This is a genomic window from Microbacterium sp. ARD31 (assembly GCF_031844425.1).
In genome coordinates, this window is record NZ_JAUZVE010000001.1 from 1192043 (window position 1) to 1210339 (window position 18297).

The 18297-nt window shown below is 71.0% G+C and carries 16 protein-coding genes; 12 read left to right on the plus strand and 4 right to left on the minus strand.

Translation table 11 applies throughout. The annotated features are described in order from the left end of the window. Nucleotides 1-9: 9 nt before the first annotated feature. A complete protein-coding gene (locus Q9S36_RS05980; RefSeq protein ID WP_311284322.1) occupies nt 10-483 on the plus strand; it encodes a hypothetical protein in 474 nt (157 codons plus the stop codon). 15 nt (nt 484-498) lie between these two features. Here Q9S36_RS05980 and Q9S36_RS05985 read toward each other — a convergent pair whose 3' ends face one another. Then, nucleotides 499-2724 (minus strand): FG-GAP-like repeat-containing protein, encoded by a 2226-nt coding sequence (locus tag Q9S36_RS05985; protein ID WP_311284323.1) that lies wholly within the window; start codon nt 2722-2724, stop codon nt 499-501. 115 nt (nt 2725-2839) lie between these two features. After that, a complete protein-coding gene (locus Q9S36_RS05990; protein ID WP_374209376.1) occupies nt 2840-4300 on the minus strand; it encodes an NAD(P)H-quinone dehydrogenase in 1461 nt (486 codons plus the stop codon). Nucleotides 4301-4384: 84 nt separating this feature from the next. Between Q9S36_RS05990 and Q9S36_RS05995 the strand changes: the two genes are divergently transcribed. From Q9S36_RS05995 to Q9S36_RS06005, 3 genes are read left to right on the plus strand one after another with little or no spacing between them, the layout of a single operon-like run. Then, the gene (locus Q9S36_RS05995) at nt 4385-5215 is read left to right on the plus strand and encodes a purine-nucleoside phosphorylase (RefSeq protein ID WP_217531069.1); all 831 of its coding nucleotides are present in this window, start codon (nt 4385-4387) and stop codon (nt 5213-5215) included. Next, nucleotides 5212-6876, plus strand: coding sequence for a phospho-sugar mutase (locus Q9S36_RS06000; RefSeq protein WP_311284324.1), 1665 nt, complete (start codon nt 5212-5214; stop codon nt 6874-6876). Before Q9S36_RS05995 ends, Q9S36_RS06000 begins: the two co-directional genes overlap by 4 nt. Continuing rightward, on the plus strand, nt 6873-7451 hold the full coding sequence (locus tag Q9S36_RS06005; protein ID WP_311284325.1) for a GNAT family protein: 579 nt from the start codon (nt 6873-6875) through the stop codon (nt 7449-7451). The genes Q9S36_RS06000 and Q9S36_RS06005 overlap by 4 nt, the downstream gene beginning before the upstream one ends. Here Q9S36_RS06005 and Q9S36_RS06010 read toward each other — a convergent pair whose 3' ends face one another. Continuing rightward, a complete protein-coding gene (locus Q9S36_RS06010; RefSeq protein ID WP_311284326.1) occupies nt 7452-9344 on the minus strand; it encodes a PTS sugar transporter subunit IIA in 1893 nt (630 codons plus the stop codon). A 141-nt stretch (nt 9345-9485) separates the two neighbouring features. On the opposite strand from Q9S36_RS06010, the gene Q9S36_RS06015 reads away from it, so the two are divergent. From Q9S36_RS06015 to Q9S36_RS06050, 8 genes are all read left to right on the plus strand, one after another. Further along, nucleotides 9486-9815 carry a PTS sugar transporter gene (locus Q9S36_RS06015; protein ID WP_311284327.1) on the plus strand — a complete coding sequence of 110 codons (330 nt, stop codon included), beginning with the start codon at nt 9486-9488 and terminating at the stop codon, nt 9813-9815. Beyond that, nucleotides 9812-10087, plus strand: a complete 276-nt coding sequence (locus Q9S36_RS06020; RefSeq protein WP_311284328.1) for an HPr family phosphocarrier protein — start codon at nt 9812-9814, stop codon at nt 10085-10087. Before Q9S36_RS06015 ends, Q9S36_RS06020 begins: the two co-directional genes overlap by 4 nt. A gap of 7 nt (nt 10088-10094) precedes the next feature. Further along, nucleotides 10095-11762, plus strand: coding sequence for a phosphoenolpyruvate--protein phosphotransferase (ptsP, locus tag Q9S36_RS06025; RefSeq protein ID WP_311284329.1), 1668 nt, complete (start codon nt 10095-10097; stop codon nt 11760-11762). Between the two features lie 29 nt (nt 11763-11791). Continuing rightward, on the plus strand, nt 11792-13417 hold the full coding sequence (locus Q9S36_RS06030; RefSeq protein WP_253035481.1) for a PTS mannitol transporter subunit IICB: 1626 nt from the start codon (nt 11792-11794) through the stop codon (nt 13415-13417). A gap of 83 nt (nt 13418-13500) precedes the next feature. Then, a complete protein-coding gene (locus Q9S36_RS06035; protein ID WP_311284330.1) occupies nt 13501-13941 on the plus strand; it encodes a PTS sugar transporter subunit IIA in 441 nt (146 codons plus the stop codon). Beyond that, nucleotides 13938-15101: a mannitol-1-phosphate 5-dehydrogenase gene (locus tag Q9S36_RS06040; RefSeq protein ID WP_311284331.1), complete on the plus strand. Its 1164-nt coding sequence runs from the start codon at nt 13938-13940 to the stop codon at nt 15099-15101. Before Q9S36_RS06035 ends, Q9S36_RS06040 begins: the two co-directional genes overlap by 4 nt. Then, complete coding sequence (locus tag Q9S36_RS06045; protein WP_311284332.1) at nt 15098-15856, plus strand: alpha/beta hydrolase; 759 nt, start codon at nt 15098-15100, stop codon at nt 15854-15856. The genes Q9S36_RS06040 and Q9S36_RS06045 overlap by 4 nt, the downstream gene beginning before the upstream one ends. Nucleotides 15857-16246: 390 nt before the next feature. Further along, complete coding sequence (locus Q9S36_RS06050; RefSeq protein ID WP_311284333.1) at nt 16247-17062, plus strand: DUF559 domain-containing protein; 816 nt, start codon at nt 16247-16249, stop codon at nt 17060-17062. Nucleotides 17063-17175: 113 nt separating this feature from the next. Here the strand turns inward: Q9S36_RS06050 and Q9S36_RS06055 are convergent, their stop codons facing one another. Further along, nucleotides 17176-18291 (minus strand): adenosine deaminase, encoded by a 1116-nt coding sequence (locus Q9S36_RS06055; RefSeq protein ID WP_064001357.1) that lies wholly within the window; start codon nt 18289-18291, stop codon nt 17176-17178. Between the last annotated feature and the right edge of the window lie 6 nt (nt 18292-18297).

Below are 18297 nucleotides of genomic sequence, written 5' to 3' on the forward strand. Positions count from 1 at the left end.
GGTGTGGGGATGGAGACGACACGTCCGATCGCCGCCGCGGCAGCTATCCCCCTGCTTCTGCTGGCGGGCTGCGCCCAAGACCCGGGTGTCGACCTTTCTGCAGCGAGGCAGTGGGCCGACGAGGTGAGGGCTGCCGCGTCGGATGGCCCCGGGTTTGCGGGAGCCGCCGCGACCGAAGTCGGCACGGAGGAGTCGGAGTCCGGGGTGATGCTGCTGGAACTCCAACCAGGGACCGTACTCACCCGCGTCGATGCCCGCTGCTATGGAGGAGACGTCGAAACGATCTCCACGGTGGTGACGATCACCCTGGATACCGAAGACGGCGTCGATGACACCATCGAGCGAGAGATTCCCTGCGACGAGGAGGCGCACGCTGTCGACCTGCGGCCGACAGCCGCCGACAGCCTCATGATCGAGGGGGTCGCCAGCGCTCCGACCTACCTGCACGCAACGGCGATCATCGAGCTGCGCGTGGAGCAATGACCTCAGGCCGTCCGGCTAGAAGCCGATAGCCCTCGGATTCGAGCCGACACGCCAGCCGCCTGCCGACGCGTCCCAGCCGAACGATCCTGTCCAGTGCGTCGCCGCGCCGAATCGCGAGCCGGTGCTCAGTGCGACATGCACGCCATCACGGGCGAATCCGACGATGTCGGCACGCCCGTCGCCATTCGCGTCGACGGCGACTCTCGGCATCCACCCCTGCGTCCATTCGCGGGAACCGAAATCATCGGTCCACGCCGTGGACGGGCCGAAGGAGGATCCGCGGTTCAACGCGACGAATGTTCTCGACGTCCCGAAAGCGACGACGTCCGGACGCCCGTCGCCGTTGACGTCGGCGAAGGTCCGGGCATGCACTCTCCCACGCCACGAGCCCGCCGACGCTGAGCTGCCGTACGAACCGGACCACCGCGTGGTCGCCGCGAAGCCGGATCCGGTCCCCCGAGCGACCTGGACGCCGTTGGCGCCGAACCCCACGATGTCCGCCCGCCCGTCGCCGTCGATGTCGAAGACGTATCTCGGGTGGTTCACGACGGTCCAGCCCTGCGACACCGCGAAATCCGAGACCCACGGTTGCATCGGTGCGAAGCCGCTGCCGGTGTTGCGGGCGACGTAGACGCCGCGAGCGCCGAAGCCGATGAGGTCGCCACGACCATCGCCGGTGACGTCTGCGACGAAGCGCGGGTGCGCGGACGCCCGCCATCCGCCCGACGCGCCATCCGAGCCCATTTGTCGCGACCACAGCTGCGCCGACGCGAAGGCTGAGCCGGTATTCCGAGCGACGTACACCCCCGCACCACCGAAGCCGATGACGTCCGGACGGCCGTCGCCGGTCACGTCGGCGACGACCCGCTGATGCACACCGACGCGCCATCCCTTGTCCGACCCGAAGTCCGAGCTCCACTTGCGGGCCGTGGCGAACGAGCTGCCTCCACTGCCCGCCGAAACCGAGACTCCGGACGCACCGAAGCCCAGGACATCAGGGCGACCGTCGCCGGTGACGTCGAGCACCATGCGCGGATGCGAACTGCGTTGCCAGCCTTTCGACGTGCCGAAGTTAGAAAGGGCGAGACGATTGGAGCCGAACGTGCGGCCGTTGTTGAAAGCGGTGTAGACACCGGCGCCGCCGAACGCGACGATGTCGGGCAAGCCGTTGCTGTTGAGGTCGGTATCCCACGTCGTGGCTTCGCTGTAGTCGTCGATCCCGTTGCCGTCGGTGTCGGGCAGGGTGGACCCGCCGGTCGGCCCGATCCGGGTGGATGCCGTCAGGCAGCAGGTGACCCGGCGCGACGTCAGCACGACGTCGCCCTGGAGGTTCCGCCAGACGCCGTTATAGGCACCGCTCGAGTCGCGGAGCGTGTAGTTGTCGAACTGGATGCCGCTGACCGAGACGTACTTGCGCTTGCCGCTGGGCACGTCGAGAGCCGCGTTGAGGATGGAAAGGTGCACGTGCGCACTGTCTCCGGGCGTGCCGCCGCACGGCAGCGTCTGACCGGCGGTGCCGATCGTCGTCCCGGCCTCCACCCACTGGCCGACGAGCGAGGATTTGGCATTGGTCAAGTGGTAGTACTCCGACATCCAGCCGCCGCCGTGGTCGACGCCCAGGAACCACCCTGTGCTGCACCGGACACGGTAGACCGTTCCAGCCGCGACGGTGCGCACCGCACGATCCTTGGACGACAGCGGCGAGAAGTCGATCGCGCCGCGGTTGATGCCGTCGCTGTCGGAGTGGGATCCGCTCGCGCCCCAACGGATCCCGGGGGCGAAGGGCAGACGGAACACGGGCTGCGGTCCGTACTGCGGAACGGTGAGACGCAAGGGCGCGACGGGAATCGATGAGTCCGGTGGGAGGTCACGCGTGAGCGGCAGAGTGGGACCGTCGCGCTCGTGGTCCTCTTCCGGGGCCGTTTCGGGTGACGGTGATGGTGATGGTGATGTCCCGGGAGTCGATTCCGGGCTCGCCGACGCGGTGGGGGCGGGCGTGGGATCGGCGGACAGATCCGGTGTCGGTATCGCCGGATCCGGTGTCGATGTCGGCGGATCCGGTGTCGGCGCCGGGGACTCCTCCGGTGCGGGGGGCGGGCTCGGGTCGGCGCCGGTTTCGCCAATCTGCGACGAGGTCGTCGCCGACGGCTCGAACAGTGTGCCCGCCGACAACGGCACAGAAGCCAGAACGACCGACGCTGCAACGGCGATGCTCAACATGGCTCTGGCTGGTGCGCGCATAGGTCTCTCCGGGTTTCCCCAGATCAGCTCGCCCTCCCCAGGACGCTCCCACTCTACGTGCCCGTCGGCTCTCGCCAGGGGGCTTGACGCCGACGCGGCGTCCCGGGTACGCGGATCAGCTGTAGGTGTCCTCGTCCCGGGCGACCTGGTGCATCGCGCGGGTCGCGTCGGTGATGCTGCCCGCGAGCGACGGGAACACCGCGAACACGCGGGAGAGCTGGTCGACCGTGAGGCGCCGCTCGACGGCGATGGCGATCGGGTAGATCAGCTCGGAGGCGCGCGGGGCGACGATGACGCCGCCGATGACGGTGCCCGACCCCTCGCGGGCGATGATCTTCACGAACCCGTCCTTGACGCCCATCATCTTCGCGCGCGCGTTGGCGGCCAGCGGGAGCTTGTGGACCGTGCCGTTGACCGCGCCGGACTCGATGTCGCGCTCCTGGCGTCCGACGGTGGCGATCTCGGGCGCCGTGAAGATGTTCGCCGTGACGCGGTGCTTCTCGAGCGGGATGACGGTGTCGCCGAGCGCGTGGAAGACGGCCATGCGTCCCTGCATGGCGGCAACCGAGGCGAGCGGGAGGAACGTCGTGCAGTCGCCCGCGGCGTAGATGTTCGGCACCGACGTGCGCGCGACGCGGTTGACCTGGATGTGACCCGAACCGGTGAGTTGGACCCCGGCATCCTCCAGTCCGATGTCGGCGGTGTTCGGGATGGATCCGACGGCCATGAGGCAGTGGCTGCCCTCGACGGTGCGACCGTCGGACAGCGTCGCGACCACGCCGTCCTTCGTGCGCTCCACCTTCTCGGCGCGGGACTTCGACAGCACCTCCATGCCGCCGCGGGTGAAGACCTTCTCGATGACGGCCGCCGCGTCGGAGTCCTCACCGGGGAGGACCTGGTCGCGGCTCGAGATCAGCGTCACCTTCGACCCGAGGTTCATGTAGGCGCCGGCGAACTCCGCGCCGGTGACGCCGGATCCCACGACGATCAGGTGCTCGGGCAGCGACGACATGTTGTAGAGCTGCGTCCAGGTCAGGATGCGCTCCCCGTCGGGCTTCGCGCTGTCGAGCTCGCGCGGCGAGGCGCCCACCGAGACCACGAGCGTGTCGGCTTCGATCCGGTCGAAGTCGGTGCCGCCGGGGCCGGTCGAGACGACGACGGCGTGCGTCCCGTCGAGGCGGCCGTGGCCGGAGATGATGCGGACCCCGGCATCCACCAGCTGCGCGCGCTGGTCGTCGGACTGCTGACGCGCCAGGGACAGGAGCCGCTTGTTGACCGCCCCGAGGTTGATGGCGATCTCGGGCTTGAGCGGCTTGCCGCTGTCGCCCCGGGCGAACAGCTGCACCCCGAGATCGGAGGCGCCGCGGATGGCGACGGCGGCGTCGGCGGTGGCGATGAGGGTCTTGGAGGGGACGACATCCGTGATGACCGCGGATCCCCCGATGCCCGCGCGCTCGACGAGCGTCACCTCGGCGCCCAGCTGGGCCGCTGCGAGAGCCGCCTCGTATCCGCCGGGGCCGCCGCCGATGATCGCGACGCTCTGGGTGGTCTCGAAGCTCACAGACATGCGCACCATTCTTCCAGTCCGCAGGGTCCCCATGCGCCGCGACGCGATGCGCGCCGTGTGGCCGAGCCGTCCCCGGGTTCCTAGAGTGGGAGCATGCACGAGGAGACCCACCCGCTCGACGACCCCACCGCCGACCCGTTCGAGGTCGCACGGACCGCCGCCGACGACATCGCCCGCCTCACCGGCGTCGACCACCACGACGTCGCCCTGACGCTCGGGAGTGGCTGGGGCAAGGCCGCCGAGCTCATCGGCGAGACCACGGCGACCCTGGCCGCGACCGATGTCACCGGGTTCAGCAAGCCCGCCCTCGAAGGGCACGTCGGATCGATCCGCAGCATCCTCACCCCGGACGGCAAGCGCGTGCTCGTGATCGGCGCGCGCACGCACTACTACGAGGGGCACGGCGTGCGTCGTGTCGTGCACAGTGTGCGCACGGCCGCCGCGACCGGCGCCAAGACGATGGTCCTCACCAACGGCGCGGGCGGCATCAAGACGTCGTGGACGCCGGGGCAGCCCGTGCTCATCAGCGACCACATCAACCTGACGGCCGACTCCCCCCTCGAGGGCGCGACCTTCATCGACCTCACCGACCTCTACTCGCGGCGCTTGCGCGACCTCGCCCGCACCGTTGACCCGTCGCTCGACGAAGGCGTGTACTGCCAGTTCCGCGGACCGCACTACGAGACCCCCGCCGAGGTGCAGATGGCCAAGGCGATCGGCGGGCACATCGTCGGCATGTCGACGGCCCTCGAGGCGATCGCCGCGCGCCAGGCGGGCATGGAGATCCTGGGCTTCTCGCTCATCACGAACCTCGCCGCCGGCATCCAGACCACCCCGCTGAGCCACCAGGAGGTCATCGAGGCGGGCCGCGAGGCCGAGCCGGTCATCTCCGACCTGCTCGCCCGCGTGATCGGCGTCCTGTGAGCGAGGGCGTCCTCGACGCCGCCCGCGGGTGGCTCGCGCAGGACCCCGACCCGCAGACGAGCGACGAGCTGCGGGCGCTGATCGAGCGGGCCGAGGCCGGTGACGCGGCGGCGCTCGACGACCTGCACGACCGGTTCGACACGCGGCTGGCCTTCGGGACCGCGGGGCTGCGCGGGGCCCTGGGCGCCGGGTCGAATCGCATGAACCGCGTGCTGGTCGGACAGGCGGCCGCCGGGTTCGCCGCGTACCTGCGCGAGCGCGCGACCGACGAGATCCCGTCGGTCGTCGTCGGCTACGACGGTCGTCGCAACTCCGACGTGTTCGCTCGTGACAGCGCGGAGATCTTCGCCGGCGCGGGCCTGCGCGCCATCCTCCTCCCCCGCTTGCTGCCGACGCCGGTGCTCGCGTTCGCCGTCCGGCACCTGGGCGCCTCCGCCGGGGTCATGGTGACGGCATCCCACAACCCGCCGGACGACAACGGCTACAAGGTGTACCTCGGTGGTGCCGATGACGGCGCACAGATCGTCTCACCGGCGGATGCCGAGATCGCGGCGCACATCGACGAGGTCGCCGCCCGCGCGGACCTCGGCGCGATCCCCCGCTCCGCGGACTACGAGACCGCCAGCGAGGACGTCGTGGACGCCTACGTGCGCGCCACGGCGCTCGTCGCCCCCGCCCCGGCCGGTGCGGCCGGCTTGAACTGGGTCTACACCGCGATGCACGGCGTGGGTCACGAGACCCTCTCGCGCATCCTCGAGACCGCGGGGTACCCGGCGCCGACGGTGGTCGCCGACCAGATCGAGCCCGACGGGCGGTTCCCGACGGTCGCCTTCCCCAACCCGGAAGAGCCCGGCGCGATGGACCTCTCGTTCGAGGCGGCCCGCGCCGCCGGCGCGGAGCTGATCCTCGCCAACGATCCCGACGCCGACCGGCTCGCCGTCGCGATCCCGGATGCCGCCGCCCCCAGCGGCTGGCGCCGGCTCACCGGCAACGAGGTCGGGCTGCTCCTCGGCTGGCGCGCCGCACGCACCGCGACGGCGGGCACCCTCGCGTGCTCGATCGTCTCGTCGCCCGGCCTGCAGGCGATCGCCGAGCACTACGGCCTCGACTTCGCCGCCACGCTGACCGGCTTCAAGTGGATCTCGCGCGCCCCCGGGCTCGTCTACGGGTTCGAGGAGGCGCTCGGCTACCTCGTCAACCCCGACACCGTGCGCGACAAGGACGGCATCTCGGCCGCCGTCGCCGTGCTGGGCCTCGTCGCCGAGGCACGCGAGGAGGGCCGGACGCTCGGCGACCTGCTCGACGAGTCGGCCGCGACCTTCGGGCACTTCGCGAGCGGGCAGGTGTCCCTCCGCGTCGACGACGTGTCGGTGATCGGGCGCATCATGGGCGCGCTGCGGGCGGCGCCCCCGGCATCCGTCGGTACGGTCGCCGTCGAGCGCATCGAGGACCTGCTCACTGCACCCGAGGGCTCGCCGCGCGGCGACGTACTGCGGGTGCGGCTGACCGACGGATCGCGCGTCATCGTGCGCCCGAGCGGGACCGAACCGAAGCTCAAGGCCTATCTCGACGTCCGCGGCGACTCGGCGGAGGATGCGGCGGCCCGGCTGGCGGCGGTGGACGCCGGCGTCCGGGAGATCCTCGCCGCGGCGCAGACGTGACGGCGACCCCGCTGACGGAGCCGGTCGTCCTGAGCCGAGGTCGTGTGCACCTGGTCCCGCTCGACGCCGCGCACGCCGACGACCTCGCGGCGGCCCGCGAGGGGCTCGAGTACGCCTGGTACACCGCCATCCCGGCATCCGTCCCCGACGAGATCAGCTGGCGGCGCGCCGAGCACGCAGCCGGGCGGATGAACCCGTTCGCGGTCCTCGTCGACGGCACCCCGAGCGGGATGACGACCTTCTGCGGCATCGACCAGGTCAACCGCCGGGTCGAGATCGGCTACACGTGGTTGTCGCCGAGCGCGCAGCGGACCGACGTCAACACGACCGCGAAGCTGCTGCTGCTCGGGCACGCGTTCGAGGCGTGCGAAGCGATCGCGGTGGAATTCCGCACGTCCTGGCACAACCGGCAGTCGCAGGCCGCGATCGAACGGCTCGGGGCGCGCCGAGACGGCGTCCTGCGCAACCACCGCATCGGCCCGGGTGGCACGCTGCGCGACACCGTCGTGTACTCGATCCTCCCCCACGAGTGGCCCGGGGTGAAGATGGGGCTCGAGGCGCGCCTGGCGCGCTGATCAGCCGTCGACGACGGCGACGAGCTCGTCGAGGAACGCGGCGAACGTCGTGCCGCGGCGCAGGATCCGCTGCACGCTGTCGCGTTCGCTGAACACCTCGACGAGCTGCTCGAACACCGTCTGGAAGGCCTCGCGGTCGGACTCGGAGAACGCGACCATCGTCACGACCTGCACCCGACCGTCGCCCCAGCGGATCGACGGGTCGGCCAGGCCCACGGCGATCGCGGTGCGGGTCGCGGTCATCCCGATGGCGTGCGGGACGGCGAGCGCATCGGTGAAAGCCGTCGAAGAGATCCGCTCCCGCTCGAGCGTGCGGGTGACGTAGTCCTCGGTGATGACGCCCTGGGCCGCCAGCAGTCCGCCGAGCCCGCGGATGACGGTCTCCTCGTCCGCATCGGCGGGCAGGCGGGGCACGAAGGCCTCGGCGGAGAAGTACCGCTCGAGCTCCGCGCGCAGGCCCGCCAGGCGTCGCGCGCGGCGGGCGCGGGCCGCCGCGCCCTGGACGCGCTCGACGTCGGGTTCGGTGAGGAAGGGCTGCACCCGGACGATGCGGTCGGACGGCGCGGGCGGATCGATCGTCGTGAGGACGAGATCCGTGTCGAGCCCCGCCCAGTCGGGGTCGACGCGCGTCTCGACGGCGACGACCTCGATCTCGCGACCGAGCGCGCGGTCGATGCTCGCCCGCAGCAGCTCGTGCATCTCGTAGTACCCCGGGCACACGAGCGTCGCCGTCAGCAGACGAGCCGACTGGCGGGACCGCTCGAGCCGGCCACCGACGTGCATTGCGATGTAGGCGATCTCGTCCTCGTACAGAGGTGCGCCGACGACGTCGCGCAGCTGCTCGGCGATGAAGACGGCGACCTCGAAGATCATCGGGTAGCTGGACTTGAGCGAACGGGTGAGCGCGTTGCGCGACCAGGCCTGGTCCTGCGCGCGCTGACGCAGGTTCTGGACGTGGAGGGCGAGGCGCAGGATGAAGTCGTCGTGATCGATGTCGACGAGGAACTCGGATGCCGCCTGCGCGACGATCCCGCGCACGGCGGTCTCGACGTCCGCATCGAGCCGGCCCCGGATGACGGTGTCGGGTTCGGCCGCGCCCGGCGCCACGACGCGGGTCTGCACGAGCGCGGCCAGGTGGTCGCGGTCGCCGTCGCCCAGCCGGACGCCGAGGTGACTCACGGCGAGGCGGTCGAGCAGGGCGGCGATGCGCGCACGCGCGGGCGCGTCGTCGACCGGAGGGCCGTCGAGTCCGCGTCCGCGCCCCACCCGGTCGGCGGCGATCGCGATGTGCATCATGACGTCGCCGATGCCGAACTCGTTGACGAGGTATCCCAGGTCGCCGAGGCCCGCCACCAGGTCGTCCTTGAACGCCGCGAGCGCGGATGTCTCGGCGGTGCTCTCGCCGAGGGCGCGCCGCAGGGCGCGCAGGTCGAACGCACCCTGCTCCATCTCGTCGTGCGCCAGTCGGCTGAGCAGGCGCCGCTGGGCCATCTCCGTCCCCACCAACCGCACGCGCTCAGCGGAGCGCTCGAGGGTCAGCTGCGTGCCGCTCAGCAGTGCGCGCACGCGCCCGAGGTCGGCTTCGAGGGTGGCGTCGCTCACGTGGAAGCGCTGCGCCGCGGCGTACACGTCGATGCCGTCCGGCGCATCGAGGATGTCGCGGACGAGTCGGTGCAACCGGTCGCGGGGGGTCTCCTCCGACACGGGCTGCAGCGCCCCCGCCGCCCCGGCACCCGCGCGGTAGCCGGACGGACCCGATTCGACGGCGTCGCCGCCGGGCACCCGCGCGTTGAGGGCGGCCACGTACGAACGGATGCTGCGGGGCGTCACCCCGACGAGGTCGGCGAGCTCGCCGGCGGTACGCCACCCGGCATCCCTCGCCAGGAGCGCCATGACGCGATCCTGCCTCGTCCGACTCACGGGTCCAGTCAACCATCCGCGGGACCACCGGGGTTTCCTCCCCCGCGGAAGAAGGCCTGGTTGTCGCTTCCTGGGAGTCGGATGAGAATTACGGGGAGACAAGGAGGCGGATCGATGAAGATCCTCGTCGTCTGCGGCGCCGGCGCGTCGAGCACGTTCGTCGCCCAGCGTCTGCGGCAGGCCGCACAGCGCGAAGGCAGGGAACTGCTCGTCCACGCGGGTGTCCCCGGCATGGTTGCCACGGGGACTGAGGCCGGCGACGTGGTGCTCGTGGGTCCGCATCTTGCCTCCGCCCTCCCCGACATCGAGCGGGATGCCGCCACCCGACAGGCGCGTGTCGTTCTGCTCCCGGAGGACGTCTTCGACGATCGTGACGGAACCCGCACGCTCGCCCTCGTCACCACCGCGACCGCCGCCGACCGCATCGAAAGGACCCCGCGATGAGCGCACCGGCCAGCCGGACGGTGAGGATCGGTTCCTCCCACGGCCTGCACGCCCGCCCCGCGAAGCTCTTCGCGCAGGCGGCGAAGGATGCCGGCATCCCGGTCACCATCTCGAAGGGGGCCGGCGGCGCGGTCAACGCGGCGAGCATCCTGAGCGTCATCTCGCTCGGCGCGGAGAGCGGCGATTACGTCACGCTCACCGCGGACGGGCCGGGCGCGGCGGACGTCCTCGACACCCTGACCGAACTTCTGACCACCGACCACGACGCCTGAGGGACACATGACTGAGCTTCGAGGAGTAGGAATCGGCCTGGGCGTGAGCCACGGGCCCGTCGCGCGGATGGCCGAGCCGCTGCCCGCGCCGAAGGATGAGAAGAGCACGCTCAGCGCCGAGGAGGAGAAGGCCCGCGTCGCCGCGGCGATCGAGGCGGTCGCCCGCGAGCTCGAGCAGCGCGGCGCCACCGCCGGCGGAGCCGCGCAGGAGGTACTCGAGGCGCAGGCCATGATGGCCGAGGACCCCGCCCTCGAGGACGAGGTCGCCACCCGTCTCGCCGCCGGCGCGACCGGCGAGTTCGCCGTCTTCGACGCGTTCGCCTCGTTCCGTGACTCCCTCGCCGCCATGGGCGGCTACCTCGGCGAGCGCGCCGCGGACCTCGACGACGTCGCGCAGCGGGTCATCGCCCACCTGCGCGGGGTGCCGGCACCGGGCGTGCCCGACCCCGGGCATCCGTTCGTCCTCGTCGCGAAGGACCTCGCTCCGGCCGACACCGCCCTGCTGGACCTCGACAAAGTGCTCGCCCTCGTCACGACCGAAGGCGGCCCGACCTCGCACACGGCGATCCTCGCGCGCGAGAAGTCGATCGTCGCCGTCGTCGGCGTGCACAGCGCCTCGGGGCTGACCGAGGGCGAGACGGTGATCGTGGACGCCGCCGCCGGCATCGTCACGACCCGGCCCACCGACGACGAGATCGCGCAGGCCGAGCGCCGCGAGGCCGACCGCGCCGCCGCCGCGGACGCGCCGATCACGCCCGGCGCGCTGGCGGACGGCACGACGGTGCCGCTGCTCGCGAACCTCGGCAAGCCCGCCGACGCCGCCAAGGCCGTCGAGCTGGGCGCCGAGGGTGTCGGGCTCTTCCGCACCGAGTTCCTCTTCCTCAGCTCGTCGCAGGCTCCCACCGTCGAGGAGCAGACGACGGCGTACACCGAGCTGCTGCAGGCGTTCCCCGGCAAGAAGGTGGTCGTCCGCGCCCTGGATGCCGGCGCCGACAAGCCGCTCGCCTTCCTCAACGACGCGCACGAGGAGAACCCGGCCCTCGGTCTGCGCGGGCTCCGCGCACTGCGCGCGAGCGAGGACATCCTGCGCGAGCAGCTGACCGCCCTTGCGAACGCGGATGCCGCCACCGACGCCGACCTGTGGGTCATGGCCCCCATGGTGTCGACCGTCGAGGAGACGGAGTACTTCGTCACCCTCGCGAAGGAGTACGGCATCAAGACGGCCGGTGTCATGGTCGAGGTCCCGTCGTCGGCCCTCCTCGCCGACCGGGTGCTCGCCCACGCCGACTTCGCCTCGATCGGCACCAACGACCTCACCCAGTACACGCTCGCGGCCGACCGCCTGCTCGGTTCGGTCGCCTCGTTCCAGGACCCGTGGCATCCCGCCGTCCTGCAGCTGGTGAAGCTCACCGGCGACGGCGGCCGTGCCCACGGCAAGCCGGTCGGCATCTGCGGCGAGGCCGCCGCCGACCCGCTGCTCGCGGTCGTCCTCGTCGGCCTCGGCGCGACGACGCTCTCCATGGCACCGACGGCGCTCGCCGACGTGCGCGCCACTCTCTTGCACCACAGCCTCGACGACGCGAAGCGCATCGCCGAAGCAGCCCTCGCCGCATCCGATGCGGCATCCGCCCGAGCCGCGGCCCAGGAAGCCGCAGCACAGCACACCGCCGCATGACCCGCGGCACACCAAAGGAGAACCAGCACATGTCAACGGCGACAACAGCCACCCGCGCACCGAGCCGCGCACGCGTCGGCGTGCAGCGATTCGGGACGTTCCTGTCCGGCATGATCATGCCGAACATCGCAGCGTTCATCGCATGGGGTTTCATCACCATGCTCTTCATCCCCGACGGCTTCTTCGGCGCCCGCAGCCCGTTCGGCTGGCACTGGTTCCCCGTCGCCGAGATCCTCGGCGGCGGCGGAGATGTGGCCCAGATCGGGTGGCAGGGTGCCCGCACCGCGCTCACCGAAGGTGACGCCGGGACCTACACCGGGTACATCGGCCTCGTCGGCGCGATGGTGACGTACCTCCTGCCGCTGCTCATCGCCAACACGGCAGGTCGCATGGTCTACGACGCCCGCGGTGGCGTCGTGGCGACGATCGCCGTCATGGGTGTCATCGTCGGCACCGACATCCCGATGTTCCTCGGCGCGATGATCATGGGTCCGCTGGCGGCCTGGATCACCAAGCAGATGGACAAGCTGTGGGACGGCAAGATCAAGCCCGGCTTCGAGATGCTCGTCAACAACTTCTCCGCCGGCATCCTCGGCATGATCCTCGCGATCATCGGGTTCTTCGCGTTCGGCCCGATCATGCTCGGCGTCAGCGCGTTCCTCGGCGGCATCGTCGACTGGCTCGTCTCACTCAGCCTGCTCCCGCTGCTGTCGATCTTCGTCGAACCCGCGAAGGTGCTCTTCCTCAACAACGCCATCAACCACGGCGTGTTCACCCCGCTGGCCCTGCAGCAGGTGGAGGACACCGGCAAGTCGATCCTGTTCCTCATCGAGGCCAACCCCGGCCCCGGCCTGGGCCTGCTGATGGCCTTCACCTTCTTCGGTGTCGGTCAGGCCAAGGCCTCCGCCCCCGGTGCGGCGATCATCCAGTTCCTCGGCGGCATCCACGAGATCTACTTCCCGTACGCCCTGAGCAAGCCGGCTACGATCCTCGCCCTCATTGCGGGTGGTGCGAGCGGCGTGACCGTCAACATGCTCTTCAACGGCGGACTCCAGTTCCCGGCCGCCCCCGGCAGCATCATCGCGGTCACCGCGGCCGCGGTCGGCGCGGGTGTGCCGAACCTGCTCGTCGTGTACCTCTCGGTGATCGTCGCGGCCGTCGTGACGTTCCTCATCACCGCGGTCATCCTGCGGGCCTCCCGCAAGCGGGACCTCGCCGCCGAGGGCGACACGTTCGGCGCCGCGATCGCGCAGACCGAGGCGAACAAGGGGAAGTCGTCCTCGGCGATGGACGCGCTCCGCGGCTCCGGCACGGCGGCGGCTGCGGCATCCGCTCCGGCCGGCACCGCCGTGGCCGACCGCGAGATCTCCAACATCGTGTTCGCGTGCGACGCCGGCATGGGGTCGTCCGCCATGGGTGCGAGCGTCCTGCGCAACAAGTTCAAGAAGGCGGGCGTCGAGGGCGTCACGGTCACCAACAAGGCGATCGCCAACCTCGACCCGTCCGCCGACCTGGTCATCACCCAGGCACAGTTGACCGATCGTGCCCGCGGGGTCACCCCCGGCTCGGTGCACGTCTCGGTCGACAACTTCATGAACTCGCCGAAGTACGACGAGGTCGTGGAAATGGTGCGCCGCCAGCGCGGCGACGCCTGATGCGGTCCGCTGCGGGGTCGGAGACAATGGTCCCGGCCCCGCAGCGCTTTTTTCCCACACACAGTCCCCAGAAGGAGAAAGTCATGGCTCGCGACGTCCTCACCCTCGGTCAGATCCGCATCCACTCCGGCTCCGTCAGCCAGGAGCAGGCGATGAAGGAGGCGGCCGACATCCTCGAGGCCGCCGGCGCCGTCACCGGCGCCTACTTCGACGCCATGCAGCAGCGCGAGGTCGCGGTCTCGACCTACATGGGCAACGAACTCGCCATCCCCCACGGGACGAACGAGACGAAGGACGCGATCCTCGACTCGGCGCTCTCCTTCGTCCGCTACGACGGCGGCGTCGACTGGGGCGGCGAGCACGTCACGTTCGTCGTCGGCATCGCCGGCAAGGGCGACGAGCACCTCGAGATCCTGTCGCAGATCGCCCTGCTGTTCTCCGAAGACGACGAGGTCGCGAAGCTGAAGGCCGCGCAGACCCCCGAGGAGCTGTACCAGCTGCTCGCGACGGTGAACAACGCATGAAAGCCGTCCACTTCGGCGCCGGCAACATCGGTCGCGGCTTCGTCGGCCTGCTGCTTCACGAGGGCGGGTACGACCTCGTCTTCTCCGACGTCGCCCCCACCCTCGTCGAGACGATCAACGCGGCATCCGCCTACACCGTCCACGAGGTCGGACCGGGCGGCGGCGACAAGACGGTCACCGGTTTCCGCGCCCTCGACAGCCGGGCCGACCCCGACGCGGTCGCCGACGAGATCGCGACGGCGGACGTCGTGACGACGGCGGTCGGGCCCAACATCCTGCCCTTCGTCGCACCGCACATCCTCGAAGGGCTCGCCCGTCGAGCGGCAGACGCGAAGCCCCTACAGGTCATGGCGTGCGAGAACGCGATCGGCGCGACCGACACCCTCCGCGCCGAGATCGAGAAGCTCGCCGGCGATGCCTGGGGCGACCTCCAGGCCCGCGCGGTCTTCGCGAACACCGCGGTCGACCGCATCGTCCCGGGCCAGCCCGAGGGCGCCGGCGTCGACGTCACCGTCGAGCCGTTCTTCGAGTGGGCGATCGAGCGCGGTCCCTTCGGCGACGACCTGCCGAACATCCCCGGCGCGCACTTCGTCGACGACCTCGCTCCCTACATCGAGCGCAAGCTCTTCACGGTCAACACCGGCCACGCTGCGACCGCCTACTTCGGGTACGTCGCCGGGATCACACGCATCTCGGACGCCCTCGCCGACCCCGGCATCCGCACCGAGGTCGAGCGGGCCCTTGAGGAGACGTCCGCCTTCCTGTCGGCCACCCACGGCCTCGATGCCGGCGAGCTCGCCGACTACCGCGCGACCATTCTCGACCGGTTCTCGAACGAGGCGCTCCCCGACACCGTCCAGCGGGTCGGCCGGCAGCCGCTGCGCAAGCTCTCGCGCCACGAACGTTTCATCGGACCGGCAGCTGCTGCCGCCGAGCGCGGACTCCCGGTGGACGGTCTCGTCGCCGCGATCGCCGCCGCTCTGCGCTTCGAGGACGCCGCGGATCCGCAAGCGGTCGAGTTGCAGGAGCGCATCCGGACCGAGGATGCCGCGGCCTTCACCACCTCCGTCACGGGCCTCGACGCGGAGCATCCGCTCTTCGCGCGCGTGCTCGAGCAGGTCGCGCAGCGGCAGACCGAGCTCGGCGTCTACCGCGCGTGAGCGCGGCGAAGCGGCCCCGGTCGCGCGCACGGCGCGTCATCACGATCGTCGCGCTGTCGCTGGCGGGGCTGCTCGTCGCCGGCGTCGTGGGCATCGTGGTCTGGAGCCAGGTCGGGGTGATGGATGCCGAGGCCGGCCCGCTCGCCTCGGTCCGCGAGGACGACCGGATCGTCGTCGCCGACACCGGCGGGAACGTCGTGATGTCGCCGGCGTCCGGCGAGAGCACGGTCGGTCTCGTCTTCATCCCGGGAGCCAAGGTCCAGGCCGAGGCCTACGAGGCGAAGCTGTCGGGTCTCGTCGCCGAAGACGGGATGACGGTCGTCATCACCCGTCCCTGGCTGAACCTCGCGTTCTTCGACCCGCGGCCGCTGTCGGACTTCACGTCCGCCGCACCGGATGTGGACGCCTGGCTCGTGGGCGGCCACTCCCTGGGCGGCGTGCGCGCGTGCCAGCTCGCACCGGATGCCGACGGGCTCGTCCTCTTCGGCTCGTACTGCGCGAACGACCTGTCGGATTCCGGCCTGCCGGTGCTGAGCATCTCCGGCGCGGAGGACGGCCTGTCGACGCCCGAGAAGATCCAGGACGCCCGCGGGATGCTGCCCGCCGACGCCGCGTTCGTGGAGATCGCGGGAGCCGCGCACGCCTCCTTCGGGGACTACGGCCCCCAGGCCGGTGACGGCACCCCCACGATCGACGACGCCGACATGACGGCCGAGATCACGGCATCCGTCGCGGAGCTCCTCCCCCGCCGCTGAGCGCCGCCGAGGTCCCACTCCGGCCGGGTAGCCGCACGCCCGGCGACAGCCGCGGAACCGGCCCTCACCGGACCTCCGGCCACAGCCGCGGAAAAACTCTCGTCTCCACTTCCGACTGCCGCCCCACTCCGACCTTTCCGCGAGCTCCAACCGCGGAGAAATCTCCTTCGGCCCCGTCGATCGCGGACCTGAGCGGCCGCCCGGCGACAAGACTCCTCGGATGGCGCTACACGGCCAATTCCGCGCGGGGCGCAGGCAACCCGGTACGGGCCCAGAACTCCGCGCACAGGGTCGACGCCGGCTCCTCCCCGGACGCGGGATCGAGGCGCTGCTCCCCAGGTCGGTCCCGCCGCGGCAAGCGTCTCCGCCGGAACCGTCACCCTGGGGCGCATGTCTGCTCACACACTCCCCACCCACGCCCTTTCTCGGCGGGAGCTCCGCGACGCCGGCATGCGACGTCGGGACATTGACGACGCCGTGGCCGCCGGCCGACTCGTACGCGTACGTCGGGACCGTTACCTCCCGGGGAACGCGCATCCCGACCTGATTCGCGCTGCTCGATCGGGTGACCGCCTGGACTGCGTATCGCTGCTGCGGACGCTCGGCGTGTACGTCCTCGCGGATACGCGATTGCACGTCCAGGTGACGCCGCACCGCAGCAGCCTCGCGCCGGCTGAGCCCGACGTCGTCCGACACTGGCGGCCCGCATCGCTGCCGACATCCGCGACGGCCGTCGACATCGTCAGCGCGGTCGTGGCTGCCGTCCGGTGCCAGGAACCTCGAGCCGCCGTCGCGACCCTCGACAGCGCCTGGCACCTGGGTCTCATCGACGAGACCGCCATCGCGGAGGCCTTCCGCCGGCTCCCCCAGAGGCATCGCAGCCTCAGATCCCTCATGGACCCATCGGCAGAGTCCGGACCGGAGACCCTGATGCGACTGATCCTCCGCTCGCTGGGTTGCCGATTCGAGACGCAGGTCAGGATCCCGACCGTCGGGCGGGTCGACTTCGTCGTGGAGGGATGGCTGATCATCGAATGCGACAGCCGCGCCCACCACGAGGGGTGGGAGGCGCAGAAGCGCGACCGCAGACGGGACCTCGCGGCCGCCGCGCTCGGCTACGCCACGGTGCGCCCGCTCGCGGAGGACATCCAGTACCACCGTGATCGCGTCCGAACGTCGATCAGTTGTGCCCTCGCCCGGCACTGACCGCGGAGAATCGGAGGGTGCGTCACCGCTCCGGACCGAATTGCGGGCCAGGACCCGGAGATCTCCGCGGATAGTGCCGGTGAGCCGCGCGCGCCGCGGGACCTCGAGAGCCGTCAGGCCGAGAAGCCCTCGCCGATGAGCTCGATGAGCTCCTCGCGCTCCTCGATCGTGAGGAAGGCGGCCGCGGCCGCGTTCAGCTGGAACGCCTCGAGGTCCTCGAGCGTGTACTCGAACGCGTCGGCGAGCAGCGAGAGTTCGCGCGTGAGCGACGTGCGGCTCATCGTACGGTTGTCGACATTCACCGTGACGGCGAACCCGAGCTGGTAGAGCAGGTCGAAGGGGTGGTCCTCGAGCTGCGTCCCCCACGCGGCGATCGCGCCGGTCTGCAGGTTCGACGACGGCGAGAGCTCCAGCGGGATCTCGCGGTCGCGCACCCAGCGGGCGAGGTCGCCGAAGCGCACCTGCACCTCCTCGCCCTTCTGCTCGACGACGTCGAGGTCCTCGGCGATGCGCACGCCGTGCCCGAGGCGCAGGGCGCGGCCGTCGATGAGGGCCGAGCGGATCGAGTCCAGGCCTGCTGCCTCACCCGCGTGCACCGTGGCGGGGAAGAAGGCGGATGCCAGGTAGTCGAACGCCGGGCGCAGGTTCGACGGCGGGAACCCGGCCTCGGGACCGGCGATGTCGAATCCGACCGCGCCGCGCCCACGGTGGCGGACGGCGAGCTCGGCGATCTCGAGCGACCGGTCGGTGTGGCGCATCGCGCTGATGAGCTGGCCGACCCGGATGTCGCGGCCCGACGCCTCGACGGCGTCCTCACCCTCTTCGATGCCCTCCTGCACGGCCTCCACGACCTCGTCGAGGCTCAGACCGCCCTGCAGGTGCTGCTCGGGAGCCCAGCGGACCTCGCCGTAGATCACGCCGTCGGCGGCGAGATCCTCGACGAACTCCTTCGCGACACGGCGCAGGCCGTCGCGGGTCTGCATCACGGCGATCGTGAGATCGAAGGTCTTCAGGTACTCGACGAGCGAGCCGCTGTCGGACTGGTCCTCGAACCAGTCGGCGAGGTCGTCGGCGGCCGCCTCGGGGACCTCGACGCCGACCTCGTCGGCGATCTCGATGATCGTCTGCGGGCGCAGCGCGCCGTCGAGGTGGTCGTGCAGCGAGACCTTGGGGAGCGAGCGGATCGAGACGCCCTCGAGCTTCGCGTCGCCGTGCTGGTCGATGGCCATGGGTGC